Raw genomic sequence first — 16,783 nt, 5'->3', positions numbered from 1 at the left:
CTAATTTTGGAGAAAAAGCGTGGCTACAACTAATACAGCAGCACCACGTGATACGTGGGGGTCTAAACTAGGCTTCGTAATGGCAGCAGCGGGTTCCGCTGTCGGTTTAGGCAATATATGGAAATTCCCTTACACAGCAGGTGAGAGTGGCGGCGGTGCATTCGTTGCTATCTATCTTATCTTTGTAATTTTTATCGGCTTTAGCGTGATGCTGACAGAGTTCGCTATTGGTCGTAAGACAGGTCTTTCTGCCGTAGGTGCATTCAAAACAACTGACCGACGCTGGACGTTCACTGGCGTTATGGGAGTCTTCAGTGGTCTTTTGATCATGGGCTTCTACCCAGTGGTTGGTGGTTGGGCATTGGCCTACATCTTTAAAGTGGGCGGTGGTCTACTCAGCGCGCCAGAAGCAATTGGCGACAGCTTTGGCGGTTTCATCTCAGATCCGATTCAACCTTTAATGTGGATGGGTGTTTACCTGTTCCTTAACGTCATGATTGTGATGAAAGGGATTTCGGGTGGTATTGAGAAAGCCGGTAAGGTTCTGATGCCGCTTCTGTTCTTAATCCTAATCGTTGTTTCTGTTAAGGGCTTAATGCTGCCAGGTGCAATGGCTGGCCTTGAGTTCTTATTCATGCCGGACTTTTCTAAAGTCGACAGCAACGTGGTTCTTGCTGCACTAGGGCAGGCGTTCTTCTCACTTAGCTTAGGTATGGGTTGTATGATGACGTACGGTTCTTACCTGAAAAAGAAAGAGAACCTAGTTCAAACAACCGGTATGGTTACTGCGATGGATACAGGTGTCGCGATTCTTGCTGGTGTTGCTATGTTCCCAGCAATGTTTGCCTTTGGCATGGAGCCTGCGGCAGGCCCTGGTCTTGTTTTCGTTGTCGTTCCTCAGCTATTTGCTGAAATGGGCGGTGTGATTGGGTTGCTATTCGCGTTGCTATTTTTCATCGGTTTGACGGTGGCGGCATTAACTTCTTCAGTATCACTATTGGAAGTTGTCGTGTCTTACCTAATTGACGAGAAAGGCATGAAGCGCTCTAACGCAGTTCTGTCTGCAAGTGCAGTTATGGCGGCATTATGTATTTTTGCGTCACTATCGTTAGGTGGAATGGGACCAACGCTGTTTGGTACCGGTGCCTTTGATATCTTTGACTTACTAACGGACAAAATCTTCTTAGCGGTTGGTGGTATGTTGGTTTGTATCTTTGCAGGATGGCGCCTAAGCCGTGCTGAGTTAGAAAAAGAGATCACTAATGACGGCGAAGTATCCTTCCCGCTATTTGGATTGTGGTACAACCTAGTTAAATACCTGATTCCTGTTGCGATTGCTATTGTTGCCTTCATGGGGATTAAGTCTGGCTTTGATAGTGGCAAAGGTGAAATCATGCTGCTGGGTATCGCAATCATTGGTCTTGCTGGCATTTTCTCGAAGAAGCTTTAGCAAAGACCTTGGGGGCAAGCCTCGATAGCTTTGTCCGGTAACTTATGTATACTGCTGGCTCCAAACGTGGAGCCAGTTTTTTATGTTCGATATTCTACATACCCATCCCGATTTTCTGATCATCAATAAGCATCCCAACGTCTCTGTTCATAAAGACGATGGCGACACAATGCTGTTGCAAGAAGTGGCTAAGCAGAGTGGTGATGAGCAGCTTTATCTTATCCATCGCTTGGATAAAATGACATCGGGTATTCTGCTCCTCGGACGCAACGCCAAAGCGGCCAGTGCGTTATCGCAAGCTTTTGCTGACCGCCAAGTGGAAAAGTTCTATCTGGCGATTGGCTCTAAAAAGCCGAAAAAGAAACAAGGTTTGGTCGTTGGTGATATGGAGCGTTCGCGCCGTTCATCATGGAAGCTGGTCAACAGCAAAAATAACCCAGCCGTCACCCAGTTTTTCTCTCTTGCGGCAGAGCCCGGAGAGCGCCTATTTTTATGTAAGCCACACACTGGTAAAACGCATCAAATCCGCGTGGCATTAAAATCGGTTGGCTCAGGCATTGTTGGCGACCCGATTTACAATGCAGGCAATGAGGCTGATCGCGGTTATCTGCATGCATTTTCACTTTGCTTCCAATACCGAGATGAGCAATATCGCTTTGTTTGCGATCCACGAGAATACAAAGTGCTTGGTAACAAATGGTACAGTGAAATCGTCTCTCAGGGTTTGGATACTTGGCTTTCCCCCTGGGAACTGAACTGGCCTACGATCAAATAACCGTCACAAAGAAAACTAATAAGAGAACTCGATGCAAGCATCACAACTTCCGCTGTTTTTTCAGCATCTAGAAACCGAGCTAGCGCAAGCTCCGAATGAAATTCGTCGACTGTTTCATGGTCGTGGTCGTCGTTTTGAGGGCCTAGAGCAAATCACCTGTGACTGGTTACAAGGTCAGTTGATCATCAACTTGTTTAAAGAAGTCGACGACGCGTTTCTCGCTGAGCTGAAAAGCGGCCTCAATGCGTTGGTACAATCACCACTGTGGGCAGACAAGCAAGGTCGCACTATGGTTCTTCAGCACCGTTATGCCGATGGTGCGCCTTCAGAAGTGCTTGTCGGTGAATTAGACGCTCGCCCTGTCGTTGAAGAAAGCGGTTTGAAATACCAATTGGATATTGGCCGCAACCAAAACTTCGGTCTGTTTTTGGACATGCGCTACGGTCGTGATTGGGTACGCGAAAATGCGAAGCATAAAAACGTGCTTAACTTGTTTGCTTACACGTGTGGCTTTTCTGTCGCTGCCATTGCGGGGGGCGCAGATAAAGTGGTTAACGTCGATATGGCGAAAGCATCGCTGTCTAAAGGTCGTGAGAACCACAAGCTAAATGGTCATAACATCAACCAGGTAAGCTTTATGGGGCACGATATCTTTAAATCTTGGGGTAAGATTAAGAAATCTGGTCAGTATGACTTGATCATCATCGATCCGCCTTCATTCCAGAAAGGCAGCTTTGCGCTGACTAAAGACTACAAAAAGATTCTACGTCGATTGCCGGATTTGTTGGCAGAAGGCGGTCAAGTGATGGCATGTGTGAACTCACCATCTGTGACAAGCGACTTCTTGATTGAAAGCATGAAAGAAGAAGCGCCAGAGTTGACATTCCGTGAGCGTCTGGATAACCCACCAGAGTTTATGGACGTAGACAGCGAAGCAGCATTGAAAGTGTTGCTGTTTAGCGAGAAGCAATGACGACGAAACGAAAGTTGTACCTATCTATAATACCAGCCGTTTGAGTACGGCTGGCATTTCCACGATACCCCGTTAATCTGAATAGCGAGACGCGAGTGTGATTCAGAGTCTATTATCAGAGTGAGTTATTCCTAACACGCTGATATTAGATTCCTGGCCTCGCCTAGGCTCGTCGGAATGACGGGAAACAATAAAAGATCGATACCAGCAGCATTAACCGATCTGCACTTCAAGATCCGCTTCGATGATTGATGAGCAGGCGAGCACATAGCCTTGTTCAATTTCTTCTGGTGTCAATGTTTCTAGGCTGGTGGAAGAGACGTTGCCTTTACGAACCTTGCATTTACACGAGCCACAAATCCCGCTTCGACAAGCGACGATTAATGGTAAACCTGCGCCTTCGAGCACATCGGCCAGTACCTGACCTTTTTGCGCATCGATGCTTTGAGCAAAATCAGGAACAGAAACGTTAACCGTCTCATCGGAGACCGATGATTCTGCGCCAGTCGCTGGCGTAAAACTCTCTTGGTAGAAGTTCGTCATGTCAAAACCAAGATCATTCAAATAGCCGTGAACATCTTGCATAAACTGGCTTGGACCACACAGGTAAACGGTGCGTTGCTTGAAATCAGGAACAAGCTCTTTAATCCAGTCGGCATTCAAACGACCTTGTGGGTGTGACGTTCCTTCGCGGTTTTTCAGCAACAGCTTTAAATGGAAGTTGGGATACACAGCGTCGAACGTTTCTAGCTGATCGTAGTAAATCGTCTCTTCAGGGCTGCGTGCGATATGAAGAAATGCGATGTCCACATCGTTGTCGTTTTCATCTTGATTACTCAGCCAGTGTTTTGCCATGGAAAATACGGGCGTGACGCCGCAACCTGCACTGATAAGCAAGGCTTTTGTTTCGCCATCACGTAAAACGGGTGGATGGTCAATGCAGTTAAATTCGCCCGTTGGTGGTAATGCTTGAACGGTATCACCGAGCAGCAGCGAGTCAACGATGTAGTTCGATACTTTACCGCCAGATACTCGTTTGATGGTGAGTTGAAGGTGATCGTCTTCATTGATCGAGCTGATTGAATAGGCACGAAACTCCATTTTTCCATCAATTTCGACGCCCAAGTTAATAAACTGGCCAGGTTTAAACTGAAACAGAAGTGATTCGGTTAGTTCGGCCAATTTTATGCTGACGGTGTCGTGTGTTTCGAAGTATTTGTCGATGCAACGGAGTGTGACGGGTTGGTTACCTTGCCATTCAAAAAACATAACAATCTCTTTGGTTGTGGCTATTTTTAGTTCGAAATAGATAGCGCCTCCACGTAAGGAGGCGCGAACAAGCAAGTTTATTAAGCTGCTAGGATGGCTTTTAGATCATCCTGAACATTGCCAATACTGCGCATATCGAACTTCTCTTGGATGATGGCGATTAGGTTTGGCGTTAGGAATGCCGGTGCAGTAGGGCCTGTGTAAATGCCTTTCACGCCCAATGCAAATAGCGTTAGCAAGATAACGATCGCTTTTTGCTCGAACCAAGAAAGTACAAGCGTGAGTGGCAGTTCATTGATGTCACAGTCAAACTCTTTCGCCAGTGCAAGTGCAAGCTGGATTGCAGAGTAAGCATCGTTACATTGGCCCACATCCAATAGGCGAGGGATACCGTTGATATCGCCGAACGTATTCTTGTTGAAGCGGAACTTACCACACGCCAAGGTCAGTATGAGCGTATCTTCTGGCGCTTCAGCCGTAAAATCGGTGTAGTAGCTGCGTTCCGCTTTATCACCATCACAACCGCCGACTAGGAAGAAGTGTTTGATGTTGCCTTGCTTCACTTGGTCGATAACCGCAGGGGCGGCGTTCATCAGTGCATTGCGACCAAAACCAACCGTGATGTGGTGTTCGATTTCATCGTGTTGGAAGCCGTCTTGTGCCAGAGCACATTCGATCACTTGGCTGAAATCATCGCCTTCGATATGTGCAACACCAGGCCAGCCAACAATGCTACGGGTGAACAAGCGGTCGGCGTATTGACCCACATTTGGGTTTAACAGACAGTTTGATGTCATCACGATTGCGCCAGGGAAGTTGGCGAATTCTTTCTGTTGGTTTTGCCACGCGCTGCCGTAGTTACCGACGAGATGAGGGTATTTCTTCAGCTCAGGGTAGCCGTGTGCAGGCAGCATTTCACCATTAGTGTAAACGTTGATGCCTTTGCCTTCAGTCTGTTGCAGGATTTTTTCTAGGTCATGCAAATCATGGCCAGAAACAAGAATACATTTACCTTTTACTGGCTTGACGTTCACCGTTGTTGGTTCTGGATGGCCGAAGGTCGTTGTTTCGCCTTGGTCGAGCATTTCCATCACTTTGTAGTTCATCAGGCCAATGCGCATTGAGCAATCAAGTAGTTCGCCGAGATCTTCAGGATCGGTGCCCAACCACGCCATGATTTCATGGTATTCGGCATAGATATCGTTGTTGGTTTGCTCAAGAACACGTGCGTGCTCCATGTACGCGGCTGCACCTTTAAGACCGTATAGGCAAAGTAGGCGTAGGCCAATAACATCTTCATGTACTTGGTCTTTACCACGGTTAACCGCGACTTGAGGAGCAAAAGCTAAGATCGCTTCTGCGCTGTTTGGTAGCTCAAAGTGAGCAACCGCAGGAATGTCAGCGACTTCGGTATCGGCAAGCGTTGCTGCAGACATCACTTGCTCTTTTAGCAATGCTTTGTACGTTGCCGCTTGAGAAGTTAGCTCTAGGACACGTTCAGGGTCAAAGTTTACGTTCGTCAATGTAGAGAAAAATGCCTTGGGTGCCCATTGGTTGATTTCATCGTTAATGATGTTGAATTCAAGTGCTTTTGATGCCCAAAAAGAAACCCCTTGCAGTGTGTAAACCAACACGTCTTGTAGGTCTGATACTTCAGAAGTTTTGCCACACATGCCTTGTGCAAAAGAACAACCTTTAACAGCAGGGGTTTGAATTGTCTGTTCACATTGAATACAGAACATATTGGGTTCTCCAGTGATTGTTTTAATAGTCGTGATGTTGACCGCTAGAGAGCAGAATGTGTGCCAATTATTATCTTGTTGATTTGTATTGAATTTTATCAGATTTAGGAGAGTGGTTGATGTAATTAAGACAACGCAGTTGATGTCTTAATCACATCGACTTCTTGTGGTCGGTTATTTATTGATCCCGAGCTTTTTACCCATCCGATATAAGTTCCCGCGATCCATTTGTAAAAACTCCGCTGCTTTTGCCCAAACGCCACCAGTTTGGCTCAAAGCATGTTCAATTAAATCACGTTGATAGCTTTCTATTAGCTCTCGCATTGGCTGGCTTTCTTTAGGCAGATAATGCGATGTGTTTTTTACATCATCGAGAGCTAATGAGGTGTCAAAATGGTTAAGCATGATCGTGCTTGCACCTTGTTGAATAGCGTGTAAAGCCGCGCGAGTTAAAGTGTGTTCGAGCTCGCGCACGTTTCCGTACCAAGGTAAAGATTCCAATTGAGTCAACACTTTAGGGTGAACGTGCAGATTGGGAGCATTGAATTGTTGGCGTACTTTTTCCAACAAATATCCTGCTAAAACGGGAATATCCCCGTCACGGGCACGCAGTGGGGGGACTTGGATTGGGAACACGTTCAAACGGTGGAAAAGGTCTGCTCGAAACGTGCCAGATTCGACCTCTTTTTCTAGTTGTCGATTGGTCGCGGCGATGATGCGCACATTGACCATCAAATGCTGATCGCTACCTACACGTTGCAGCTCGCCTTGCTGAATTACGCGCAGCAATTTTGCTTGCAAAATCAAAGGCAGTTCGCCCACTTCATCAAGGAAAATCGTTCCACCGTCTGCCAGTTCAAACTTACCGGCACGGTGGCTATTAGCACCTGTAAATGCGCCTTTGACATGGCCAAACAGTTCACTCTCAGCCAGACCTTCAGGCAGGGCCGCACAGTTGACGTAAATCATCGGCTTATCGCTACGATGAGATTGCGCGTGTACCGAGTGCGCGACCAGTTCTTTACCAGTACCGGTCTCTCCTGTGATAAGTACCGCGTAATCTGATTGAGCAACAGTCGCAATGTTGTTTCGTAACTGGTTGATCTGTGGACTCAAACCCACCATTTCACCATGTTGAGAACGGGCTTGCTGGATAAGGGTTTGAGTGACGCTTTTTTGCTTCTGGTTTTGCGCTTTGAGCGCTTTTAATTGAGCAATGTTACGCAATGTCGCAGCGGTCAAAGCTGCAAAGGTTTCGATAGCGACAGGATCGATGCCATCAAACGCGCCCACCGTTAGTGCATCCATCGTTAGTGCGCCAACAAGTTGGCCTTCGACATACAAGCTAAAGCCCATGCAATCGTGAACATCAATGCATTGGTCTTCAGTTAATAGTGTGCCGTCGAAAGGATCCGGCAGTGAACAATCGGCATCGAAACGCACCGGTTCACGGCTATGAATAATGGCATCTAAGCGAGGGTGCGCCTTGGGGAAATAGCGACGACCTAAGACCGAGCTGGATAAGCCTTTTACCGCGACAGGAGTTAGAAAACCATCCTCATCGAAGATAAACAGGCAGCTCGCATCACATGGGAATACTTGCGCGACCCCATCAATGAGATTTTGATATTGCTGCTCGTGAGAGCGATTTGAGCTGAGGTTTAGCGCGATATTAAGGAGTACGTGGTCAACAGTCGGAGTCATAACAAGCTCAAAGTTATCTGGAATGGGCTCATGCTAGCAACTTGATGTCATTTGAACATCGAAAGGTGTGGGAGATTGATGTTCCATTGACGACGATCAAGTTTGATACGAAAAGAAACGCGCAAGTTAACAAGCCAGTGATGTAAGCTTGCGCGGGTTAGGTGTTTGAATTAAAGCAGGCCAAAGGTTTGGTTCGTCCGAATTAACGAGGAACGACTCTAGCGTCATTACCAGAAACATTGATTTGGACCGCTTGGCCTGGTTGGAAAATCATGTTTGGATTTGCTTCTTGAACAATAGAGATAATCTTTCCGTCCTCTAAACGAATGGTCAGATTCACGCCATTTCTTTTCGCGGTTGCTTCAGCCGCTTTGCTGCCTGCATAGCCACCCAATAGACCACCACCAATGGCAGCGATATCCGAGCCAGAACCGCCCCCAACTTTTGAGCCTAAGATCCCGCCCACGGCAGCACCAGCGATGGTGCCAATGGCATTGGATTGGGTAGAGGCATCGATGGTTACGGGTTCTACTTTTTCTACTGTGCCGTAGTAAACCTGCTGAACTTTGCGAGTGTCGGATGAGCCGTATGCATCTCCGTACGGGTTAGGTGAGCTACAGCCGCCAAGCACGAGCGCACAAGTAATGGTGAGCAACATGCCTAAATTGATCTGTTTTTTCATATAGCCTCCGAATGGTTTCTTCATTCAAAGAGTATATACCCCAATTTAACCTGCGTTTTGGTGCTTTATAAAACAGTGGCTTAGCGGCCTGTCCCTTAAGGAAACGCGATTGTCTAAGCAGTATTAATGATCGTTAAGCGTATGAAACCCTGAATAAATACGTGTAAAAGTAGTAAACCAGCATGCCGCGCCAAAGATATACGCGATGACGGCAAAGTGTTGCGGTAGCAAACAAAATAAAACCAAGCAGCCAATGGTTTCTGTACCTTCGGTTAAGCCGCTCATGTAGTAAAGCGATTTGTTTTTATATACCGGATTATCGATGCCTTGTTTTCCTGCCATGATGGCAAAAGCCAAAAAGCTACTACCAGTGCCGATGAAGGAAAAAATCAAAAATGCGCCTGCAACGGCATTGTGTTCTGGGTTGGCAAGCACAAAGCCAAAAGGAATCAACGAATAGAACAAAAAATCTAAGCTGATATCAAGAAAGCCACCCGCATCGGTAATGCCTTGAATCCTTGCCAGTGCACCGTCTAACCCATCACAGATTCTGTTCAGCAAAATAAACAGCAACGCCAACAAGTACTGTTCGGCGATCAAAGCAGGCAGGGCAAAACAGCCAAGCACAAAACCAAATACTGTCGTCTGATTTGCGGTGATGCCACATTTATCGATATATGTCGCACTGAGTGCCAGCGGTTTGCGGATGAGCTTTATACTCAGGCTATCAAGCATGATTTGTCTCCCACGGCCAGTTTAGGCAGCGGCTGCCATCAGGAATATCATCTTCATCGTGCGTTACCATCAAAGTAGGGATGTTCGCTTGCTGCAATTGTTCGACCACCCAATTGCGAAATTGTACACGCAGGTCTTTATCCAACTTGCTATAGGGCTCATCAAGTAGCGCAACTTTCGGCTTTGCTAGCAGCATACGAGTCAATGAGATACGGGCGCGTTGCCCTCCCGAAATTTGGTCAGGAAAGGACTCTGCTAGTTTGGTCAATGAAATGTTCTTCAGTGCTTGCATGGCGTGAGCTTTACGCTCTTCACCTTTGATTGAGTTTGGTAGCGCGAAGGCAAGGTTCTCCCACACCGTTAAATGAGGGAAGAGCAAATCTTCTTGGAATAGAATACCGACCTGACGCTTATGGGCAGGGAGGGCATCCAACTTTTCGTTATCAAGCGTAATGGATCCAGAGTAGTTGAACTCGGCGGATAGGTGCCCGGCAATGGCATCCAACAAAGTGGATTTACCACAACCGCTAGGCCCCATCAGGGTAACGATTTCACCTTTTTCTACGGTCATATTGAACGCCGAGAAAAGCGCGTCGCCATTGGTTTTACGGATGGCGAGGTTTTCGAGACAAAGACTCATTCAGTAGTAAACCTTTTATAGACAAGCGGCGATACTTCCTGTGCAAGTGGCTAAGCAGTATCGCAAAAGAGAAGAACAAGAATGGCAGCAGAGCTTGCCAAATAGCGTAAATAGCGGTGACACGTCGGTCAAAACCACTGGATAGTGCAACGGCTTCGGTTGTGATGGTGCTAATGCGCCCAGCCCCTAGCACCAATGTCGGTAGGTATTGCGCCAGACTTACGCTAATACCGATAGCCCATGCGAATGCAATCGCAGGCAGGAGGATTGGTAGTTTCACTTTTAACCAAGCTTGCATCGGTGATTTACCCAAGCTGAGTGCGACGCGAGTTAAGCCGTTGTCGAAGCTGCGCCACGGACCGTCTAGCGAGAGGTAAATAAATGGGAACGCAAAGAATACATGCGCCCAACATACCCAAAAGAAATACGCATTACTGTTTAAGTACAGCGTCACTACTTGCATACCGAATAGCACCGATAACTGAGGAATCAGCATTGGGATGGCGATGATGTAACCGGGCACCTCCCAGCGATAACGGAGACGATACTCATGTGCTATCAAAGCAAGAACTAGCGCGACAGTCGCGCTGATTAGGGCGATTGACATACTTTGTTCTAGAGTCCCTAGAATACCGTGCCATTCGTATTCCCAAAAACGCAGGCTGTAACGGCTTGGGAGCAAATCTGGAAAGCGCCAACGTTGGGCAAAGCTCCACAGCACCATGAGTGGAATCATTAGAAGTGCAAGTAGAGCAATCAGTGAAAATAGGGTTTTACCGGGTAAACGAAACCCGTTTCGACCAGAGTACTGCCAGCGTTTGAAGCCTTTGGTAATACACCATTCCATTAAGCGTGCAAATCCAATCAAAACGCTAGCGATCGCAAACAGTATTACTGCGCCAGCGGCAGCTCTTGGTAGGAGCGATAAATCTGGATCGTTAAACCATTGCCATACCAAAACCGCGAACGTCGGTGGGTTGGTAGGGCCAATAATCAGGGCGACATCGACAACGGACAAACTGTAAGCCAATACCGCCAGCATTGGGAAACGAAGTTTTGCTAACCATTGCGGAAATACGCATTTCCACCACGTTTGCGCGGAACTGTAGCCCATCGAGTGACTGACTTTTTCAACCTTATCGACTTTCAATTGCTGAAGGATCGGAATACTCATCAACAATAAAAACGGCACTTCTTTAATCGCAAGCATGATGACCAAACCGAGTGCATGTGGGTCTTTAATCAGCAATGCTAAGTCATTCACCGTTTGTGCATTCGGGTCGTAACCAAACAGTTGGTTGAGAACACGAACGCCCATACCCGTAGGGGCAAATAAGAACGCAAAGCCAATGGCAAACGCGACGTGCGGCATAGCGAGAAGTGGGGAAAGGCTAACTTCAATTTTTCGCCAAAACTTGCTGCCCCAAGACGCCTGTAGAATGGCAAACGTGATGAAGCAAGCCAAGTAGCTACTGAAAATGGCGGAGTAGAAAGTAAGCCCGATGGATGTCCAAACACCTTCCCAATCAAAGACGGCATTGAAGCCATCAAAAGAAAAGTGGTGTAGACCGATAGGAGGTACATAACCGAGCGCAGAGACCACCACTCCAAATAGTCCCGGAATGGTAGGCAAAATACAAACTGCGATAATGACTAAATACAGCGCTCTTAACATGGATTCTTACTAATTCCCGTAGCGTTTCAACCATTCTTTTTCTAACGCCGCTTGCCAACTTGGATGTGGCTCAGCGATAGATTTGAATTGTTGAGTGTTTTTGGCCGAACCAGTTAGGTATTGGTTGCTTAGTACCGAAGGGTCGCCCCAGATGTTTAGGTTACCTTTGCGAGACTGTGCTTCAGGGCTCAATAAAAAGTTTATCGCAACTTGTGCACCAGCACTGGCATTTGTGTTCCAAGGAATCGCTAAAAAGTGGATATTTGAGAGTGCTCCTGCGTCCATTGCGTACGCTTTGGTGCTCTCTGCAAGATTACCGCTCGACTGCGCAGAGAAAACCGCGTTCGGGTTAAAGGTAATCGCCAGGTCAGTCTGACCATCATCTAGTAGCTGAAGGGTTTCTGCTGTACCGCCTGGAAACTGCTTACCACCGCGCCAAGCGACTTTATGGAACTCATCTAGATAAGACCACAGCGGTTGAGTGACTTGCTCAAACGTGTCATCGGTAGCTGGTTGTTGCAGCTCAGGGGCGTTGTTAGACAGTTCAATGAGTAACGCTTTGATAAAGCTTGTGCCATGAAACTCTGGTGGTCGAGGGTAAGTCAGGCGATTCGGGAACGCTTTTGCATAGCTCAGCATTTCTGCGAATGATTTTGGAGGGTTATGGAGGGTTTGCTCGTCATGGATAAACACTAATTGTCCTACTCCCCAAGGTGCTTCTAGACCTTCTGTTGGCTCGGAGAAGTCCACATCAATTGGTAGAGATTTATCCACATATTGCCAGCTTGGCAAACCTTCGACAAAAGGACCAAATAGCAATTGGTTATCCTTCATTGATTTGAAGTTTTCGCCATTGATCCAAACCATATCAACACTACCACCGCTGTTTTTGCCTGCCGCTTTTTCTGCGATAAGTCGAGTAGTGGTCTCAGAAATATCAGTTACTTTAACGTGGTTTAGCGTCACGTTATAACGTGATTTTAGCTCTCTACTCGCCCACTGTATGTAGCGATTAATTTCTTGGCTCCCGCCCCAAGCATGAAAGTAGACGGATTGCCCGTCGGCTTGCTGTTCGATTTTTTGCCATTCACTATTCACTGATGAATCGGCAAAAGAAGGTATCGCAAAAGTCGTGGCTAAAATGCCAATGCTGCTGAGTAGCTTTTTCATATCTATTCCGTGTTATGTCTTTTGGTTCTTGCTTTCGTTTCTATTGACGTTTTCGCAAGTCGTTCCGCTCTGTTACAAGGATAGTAATTCATCTCTCTCTATTATCAATGCCAATCCCAAACGGAATCACTCATTGATTCAAAGAATTACTCTCAATGTGAAGCAAAACGAAGAAAGGACAAATTTGGTGTCATTTTAGGAGCGGACCGTTTGTTTGAGGATATTCTTTCAAGTAATTGAAAATTATTGTCCCCAGAGATATGAATAGGTTGTTTTACAGAGCAAAATTGATGTCTAAAGCATGGAATTGAGGGCGAAAAGAGAAAGAAAGTTGGCCATTTAAATGACTTTAGCATGCATGACTAACGATTCATCGATGTAAAAAAAGCAGCCGTTTGGCTGCTTTAAGATACTATCTGGTTTACTTAGTTGGGATTAGTTTACCCAGTCACGTAGTGTAAACGTCAATTCGTGATCGGCACTTTTCAGAACAAGACCATCTTTAGTTAGCGTGATATCGCTCCAGTTAGATAGTGTTTGTGTCATTGCGTTTTCGATCTTCATTTGATCTTCCATACACATCTTCATGGTCATGCCCATTTTTTCGATGCGTAGTTGGTTGTTTTTCAGCTCGGCTTGACCGAAGAAGTTGTTACAACCTGCGTTGCCGTTTGCGGTTAGATTTTCACCGATTTCTAGGCGAGCCGCTTTTTGGTGTTCGTCTAGAACGATATTTTTGCCATCAACTTGAACAAGTTCCCAGTTGTGGTGCTGCAAATCTTGAGCCGTTATTTCTTTCACATCATCACCGTTGCTAGCACAAGCAGTCATAAGAACAGGGAGAGAGATTGCTGTAACTAACGTTTTTAGGCTAAGCTTCATTTTATAGACTCCGTTTTTATAAACGCGGTAAGTATAAGTAATAAAACACTGTTTTTGTCAGCATAAGGTTATGGTTTCGTATGTTTTTGACATAACGAAGTATATAGCAAGTTTTGTTGCTGACTAATCTTCTCATTATTTAAACTAGGCCAATACGCCCTAATATGGAAAGAGCGGTTTTAGTATGGAGCAACTGGAGTTTTTTACTGTCCCAAGCCCTTGTGTTGGAGTATGTACCTCCGATGAAAAAGGGTATTGCAAGGGGTGTATGAGAAAGAGAGAGGAAAGGTTTAATTGGCTTAACTTAACCCCCGCTCAGCAGTTGCACGTTATTAAGTTGTGTCGTCAAAGGTACAGAAGAAAGATGTTGGCAGGGAAGACGAAGCCAGAACAGCTTCAAGATGAGTCATCGCCTCAACAAGACTTATTCTAGAGTTCTTGTTCAGTCTGTGGGGTTACGCCTTCGCTTTCGGTTCTGATTAGGCTTTTACATATTCCCGGTCCGGCAAGGTGTCCTTTAAGAACCGGGAATCTCCTATCCATTTTCCCTATAAAGCGGTAATTGGCGTTATTTCATCGACCAACGGTCGCTAACCCAGCCTCCCGCTTGTTCGTCGAAGTGATTTCCTGAAAATCGATGATTGAATTCAACATCTAATTTACTTGTTGGGCGTTCATCCATCAGTTGATGAATGTATCTCGCCATAGGATCCGTACAAGCTTCACGCTCTCTACGGGTAACTACTTCTTTGATCATTTGGAGTCTGTAGCTATTGCTGGCTCGTTTCATTTTTGACCTCCAGAACTCGATGGCAGCAGTTTGAACACATTGACGTCCAGATCGCTGCTCATTAGTGTGCGCGTGGAGGCACATCACCATCGTTTGAAGTCCAAAGACAAATTGTTTGAGAGCAGTGTTTGTAACGCCATTCACATCTTTCTCAGAATCATTGACTATGCGATTAAAAATGTTTCGCGAAATTTAGCCGATGAACCTGCATATTTAAAAGACCTTATCAAACATAGAAGCCCAACACAGGGGCGTCAATAACACAAATGAACAATTTTTGAACATATTGTGAAGGTGGAGAGTTTTCAGTAATTTATCGAAAATAAAAAACCGAAGCACAAAGCTTCGGTTTTGAGGAAAGCCCTGACGAAATTGCTTGTAAAAGCTCTTAGTGCCAGGGGGAAGGTGTTTAGTATTAGCTACCAGATGCAGGACAGCCTTTTACTGGTTGGCCATTACTGAAGTACTTGATGTTCTCTAAGTTCTTGTTGTAGTTATCCGCAGAGATTTGTGGGTTGTTTACGAAGAACTCGCGCAAAACGTATGCATCGGTTAGCTGTGTAGATTGAACATCGATGATTGGATAGTTATCGCCACCAGCAGCACTGAAGCTGATTACAGAGAATGTGTACGTTGCGTCTAGATCGAAGCCTTTATTGTTAATATCGGTAATGGTTACTGAGCCAGCATCACAATTTACATCTAAAGTGATGTTATCTAGTTGAGCGTAAGCACCAGAGCCTGCAGATTTCGTCGCAACCACGTCTAGGTATTCTTTAACTTCTTTACCTGTCATAGTTGCTTTAGTCACGAAGTTACCAAATGGCTGAACCGTTAGTACGTCACGGTAAGTGATATCACCATCTTGGATTGAATCACGCACGCCGCCAGAGTTCATCACACCAAAGTCAGCATTTACCGTTTTGTAAGTACGGTATGCCTCGCCGAGTAGGTGACCTAGGTTAGTTTGTTGAGAGCGAACTACGTTACGATCACCTTCTAACTTACCCGTCGTATTAGAAATCTTCTCATCTAATAACTCTTGACCTTGTTGTTGGTATGGCAGTAGTAATGCTTTTACCGTTGCATCTTGTTGAATTCGTTCACCGATAACTTCATCATTTTCGTCTAGAAGGTTTACAGGAATCAGTGCGTAGTTCGCTAAGTGAAGCTTGCCGTCGTAGTATTCGAAGTCAGCACGACCCACATATTTACCCCACTCATGCGCTTGCATAATCCAAGTGCCTTTTTGTTGGTCTGGGGCACAATCATCCCCAGGTTTGAAATCAGCATACTCATTGGTACCTGGTTCCATACATACAGGGTTTTGTGAGTGACCACCGATGATAGCGTTTAGCTGTCCTTCTTCAAGAGAGCGAGCGAGTTTAACGTCACCTGGTGCTTCACTACCGTTTTTGCCATCTTCGTAGTGACCCATGTGCGTTGTTGCAAATACTAGGTCTACCTTTTCGTTCTCTTCGATTTCCTTCAGTACCTTTTTGATTTCTACTTGAGGGTCTTCGAAGTGGATGTTTGATACGTTGTCTGGATTGACTAGCTTCGCAGTGTCTTGCGTTGTTAGACCAATAACAGCGATCTTAAGGCCGTTGATAGTAAATACTTTGTAAGGGTCGAAGTAACGCTCGTTTGTATCTTTTTTATAGATATTCGCAGCCAGCATAGGGAAGTCAGCTAGCTCGGCTTGCATATCGAGAATATCTAGTGAGTTATCAAATTCGTGGTTACCGACAGCCATTGCATCGTAACCAAGTAGGTTCATCCCTACGAAGTCTGGAACCGCATCTTGCATGTCTGATTCTGGTACACCGGTATTAATATCACCGCCAGATAGCAGAATGGTTTCACCGCCTTTTGCTTCGACTTCTGCGCGGATAGATTCGATTAAAGTGTGACGCGCAGCCATGCCGTATTCGCCGTCGCTGTTATGCCAAAAGCGACCATGGTTATCGTTAGTGTGGAGAACGGTGAACTTGGTACAAGAATCTGCAGTCTCGCAGGTTACTGGAGAATTGTCGCTGTCTGAGCCGCATCCTGCTAGCGCAGCGCCCACTGCCACTACCAAAAGAGATTTGGAAAACTTCATAAGGGATCCTTTCTTTGTGATTTTGTTATTGTTACGGCGTGAAATATACGGAATTAATGTGAAACTTTAGTGATCTATCTCTTATTTATACTTCTATCGGAGAAATGAATTAATAAGCCTGCAAACTACGTCTATAAATAAACAGAATTGGTATTTAGTATTTATTTTATATAGCTAGCTCTATTTTTTGTG

At 45.8% G+C, this 16,783-nt stretch carries 15 protein-coding genes; 4 read left to right on the top strand and 11 right to left on the bottom strand.

Annotated features, from left to right (window positions below; genetic code table 11):
* Positions 1-79: 79 nt before the first annotated feature.
* The 3 genes from R7Z47_RS09390 (at position 80) to R7Z47_RS09380 (ending at position 3,198) form a co-directional block, all read left to right on the top strand.
* Positions 80-1,450: a sodium-dependent transporter gene (locus R7Z47_RS09390; protein ID WP_042522154.1), complete on the top strand. Its 1,371-nt coding sequence runs from the start codon at positions 80-82 to the stop codon at positions 1,448-1,450.
* Between the two features lie 82 nt (positions 1,451-1,532).
* Positions 1,533-2,225, top strand: coding sequence for a TIGR01621 family pseudouridine synthase (locus tag R7Z47_RS09385; RefSeq protein ID WP_318130008.1), 693 nt, complete (start codon positions 1,533-1,535; stop codon positions 2,223-2,225).
* A gap of 31 nt (positions 2,226-2,256) precedes the next feature.
* Positions 2,257-3,198, top strand: coding sequence for a class I SAM-dependent methyltransferase (locus R7Z47_RS09380; RefSeq protein WP_158159622.1), 942 nt, complete (start codon positions 2,257-2,259; stop codon positions 3,196-3,198).
* Positions 3,199-3,411: 213 nt separating this feature from the next.
* Here R7Z47_RS09380 and R7Z47_RS09375 read toward each other — a convergent pair whose 3' ends face one another.
* The 9 genes from R7Z47_RS09375 to R7Z47_RS09335 all read right to left on the bottom strand — a co-directional run bounded on the left by R7Z47_RS09375 (position 3,412) and on the right by R7Z47_RS09335 (position 13,697).
* Positions 3,412-4,467 carry a hybrid-cluster NAD(P)-dependent oxidoreductase gene (locus R7Z47_RS09375; RefSeq protein ID WP_318130005.1) on the bottom strand — a complete coding sequence of 352 codons (1,056 nt, stop codon included), beginning with the start codon at positions 4,465-4,467 and terminating at the stop codon, positions 3,412-3,414.
* An 80-nt stretch (positions 4,468-4,547) separates the two neighbouring features.
* Positions 4,548-6,209 (bottom strand): hydroxylamine reductase, encoded by a 1,662-nt coding sequence (gene hcp, locus R7Z47_RS09370; protein ID WP_045626782.1) that lies wholly within the window; start codon positions 6,207-6,209, stop codon positions 4,548-4,550.
* 174 nt (positions 6,210-6,383) lie between these two features.
* Positions 6,384-7,913 carry a nitric oxide reductase transcriptional regulator NorR gene (gene norR / locus R7Z47_RS09365; RefSeq protein ID WP_213876577.1) on the bottom strand — a complete coding sequence of 510 codons (1,530 nt, stop codon included), beginning with the start codon at positions 7,911-7,913 and terminating at the stop codon, positions 6,384-6,386.
* Between the two features lie 202 nt (positions 7,914-8,115).
* Complete coding sequence (locus R7Z47_RS09360) at positions 8,116-8,595, bottom strand: glycine zipper 2TM domain-containing protein (protein WP_005386695.1); 480 nt, start codon at positions 8,593-8,595, stop codon at positions 8,116-8,118.
* Positions 8,596-8,718: 123 nt separating this feature from the next.
* The gene (locus R7Z47_RS09355; protein WP_005386693.1) at positions 8,719-9,330 is read right to left on the bottom strand and encodes a CDP-alcohol phosphatidyltransferase family protein; all 612 of its coding nucleotides are present in this window, start codon (positions 9,328-9,330) and stop codon (positions 8,719-8,721) included.
* On the bottom strand, positions 9,323-9,970 hold the full coding sequence (locus R7Z47_RS09350; RefSeq protein ID WP_042522013.1) for an ATP-binding cassette domain-containing protein: 648 nt from the start codon (positions 9,968-9,970) through the stop codon (positions 9,323-9,325). Before R7Z47_RS09350 ends, R7Z47_RS09355 begins: the two co-directional genes overlap by 8 nt.
* The gene (locus R7Z47_RS09345; RefSeq protein ID WP_262606593.1) at positions 9,936-11,645 is read right to left on the bottom strand and encodes an ABC transporter permease; all 1,710 of its coding nucleotides are present in this window, start codon (positions 11,643-11,645) and stop codon (positions 9,936-9,938) included. Before R7Z47_RS09345 ends, R7Z47_RS09350 begins: the two co-directional genes overlap by 35 nt.
* A 9-nt stretch (positions 11,646-11,654) precedes the next feature.
* On the bottom strand, positions 11,655-12,815 hold the full coding sequence (locus R7Z47_RS09340) for an ABC transporter substrate-binding protein (RefSeq protein ID WP_262606592.1): 1,161 nt from the start codon (positions 12,813-12,815) through the stop codon (positions 11,655-11,657).
* Positions 12,816-13,250: 435 nt separating this feature from the next.
* The gene (locus R7Z47_RS09335; protein WP_005378077.1) at positions 13,251-13,697 is read right to left on the bottom strand and encodes an META domain-containing protein; all 447 of its coding nucleotides are present in this window, start codon (positions 13,695-13,697) and stop codon (positions 13,251-13,253) included.
* A 184-nt stretch (positions 13,698-13,881) separates the two neighbouring features.
* Here R7Z47_RS09335 and R7Z47_RS09330 point away from each other — a divergent pair, with 184 nt between their 5' ends.
* Positions 13,882-14,130, top strand: coding sequence for a DUF1289 domain-containing protein (locus R7Z47_RS09330; protein ID WP_005378062.1), 249 nt, complete (start codon positions 13,882-13,884; stop codon positions 14,128-14,130).
* A gap of 135 nt (positions 14,131-14,265) precedes the next feature.
* Here the strand turns inward: R7Z47_RS09330 and R7Z47_RS09325 are convergent, their stop codons facing one another.
* Together R7Z47_RS09325 and ushA are read right to left on the bottom strand one after the other, a co-directional pair.
* Positions 14,266-14,487, bottom strand: coding sequence for a hypothetical protein (locus R7Z47_RS09325; RefSeq protein WP_005386686.1), 222 nt, complete (start codon positions 14,485-14,487; stop codon positions 14,266-14,268).
* 415 nt (positions 14,488-14,902) lie between these two features.
* Positions 14,903-16,591, bottom strand: coding sequence for a bifunctional UDP-sugar hydrolase/5'-nucleotidase UshA (gene ushA / locus R7Z47_RS09320; protein WP_017634888.1), 1,689 nt, complete (start codon positions 16,589-16,591; stop codon positions 14,903-14,905).
* Positions 16,592-16,783: the final 192 nt, after the last annotated feature.

This window comes from Vibrio sp. 1641, assembly GCF_033339995.1.
Lineage (GTDB): Bacteria > Pseudomonadota > Gammaproteobacteria > Enterobacterales > Vibrionaceae > Vibrio > Vibrio alginolyticus.
This window is presented reverse-complemented; position numbering and strand designations above follow the sequence as displayed.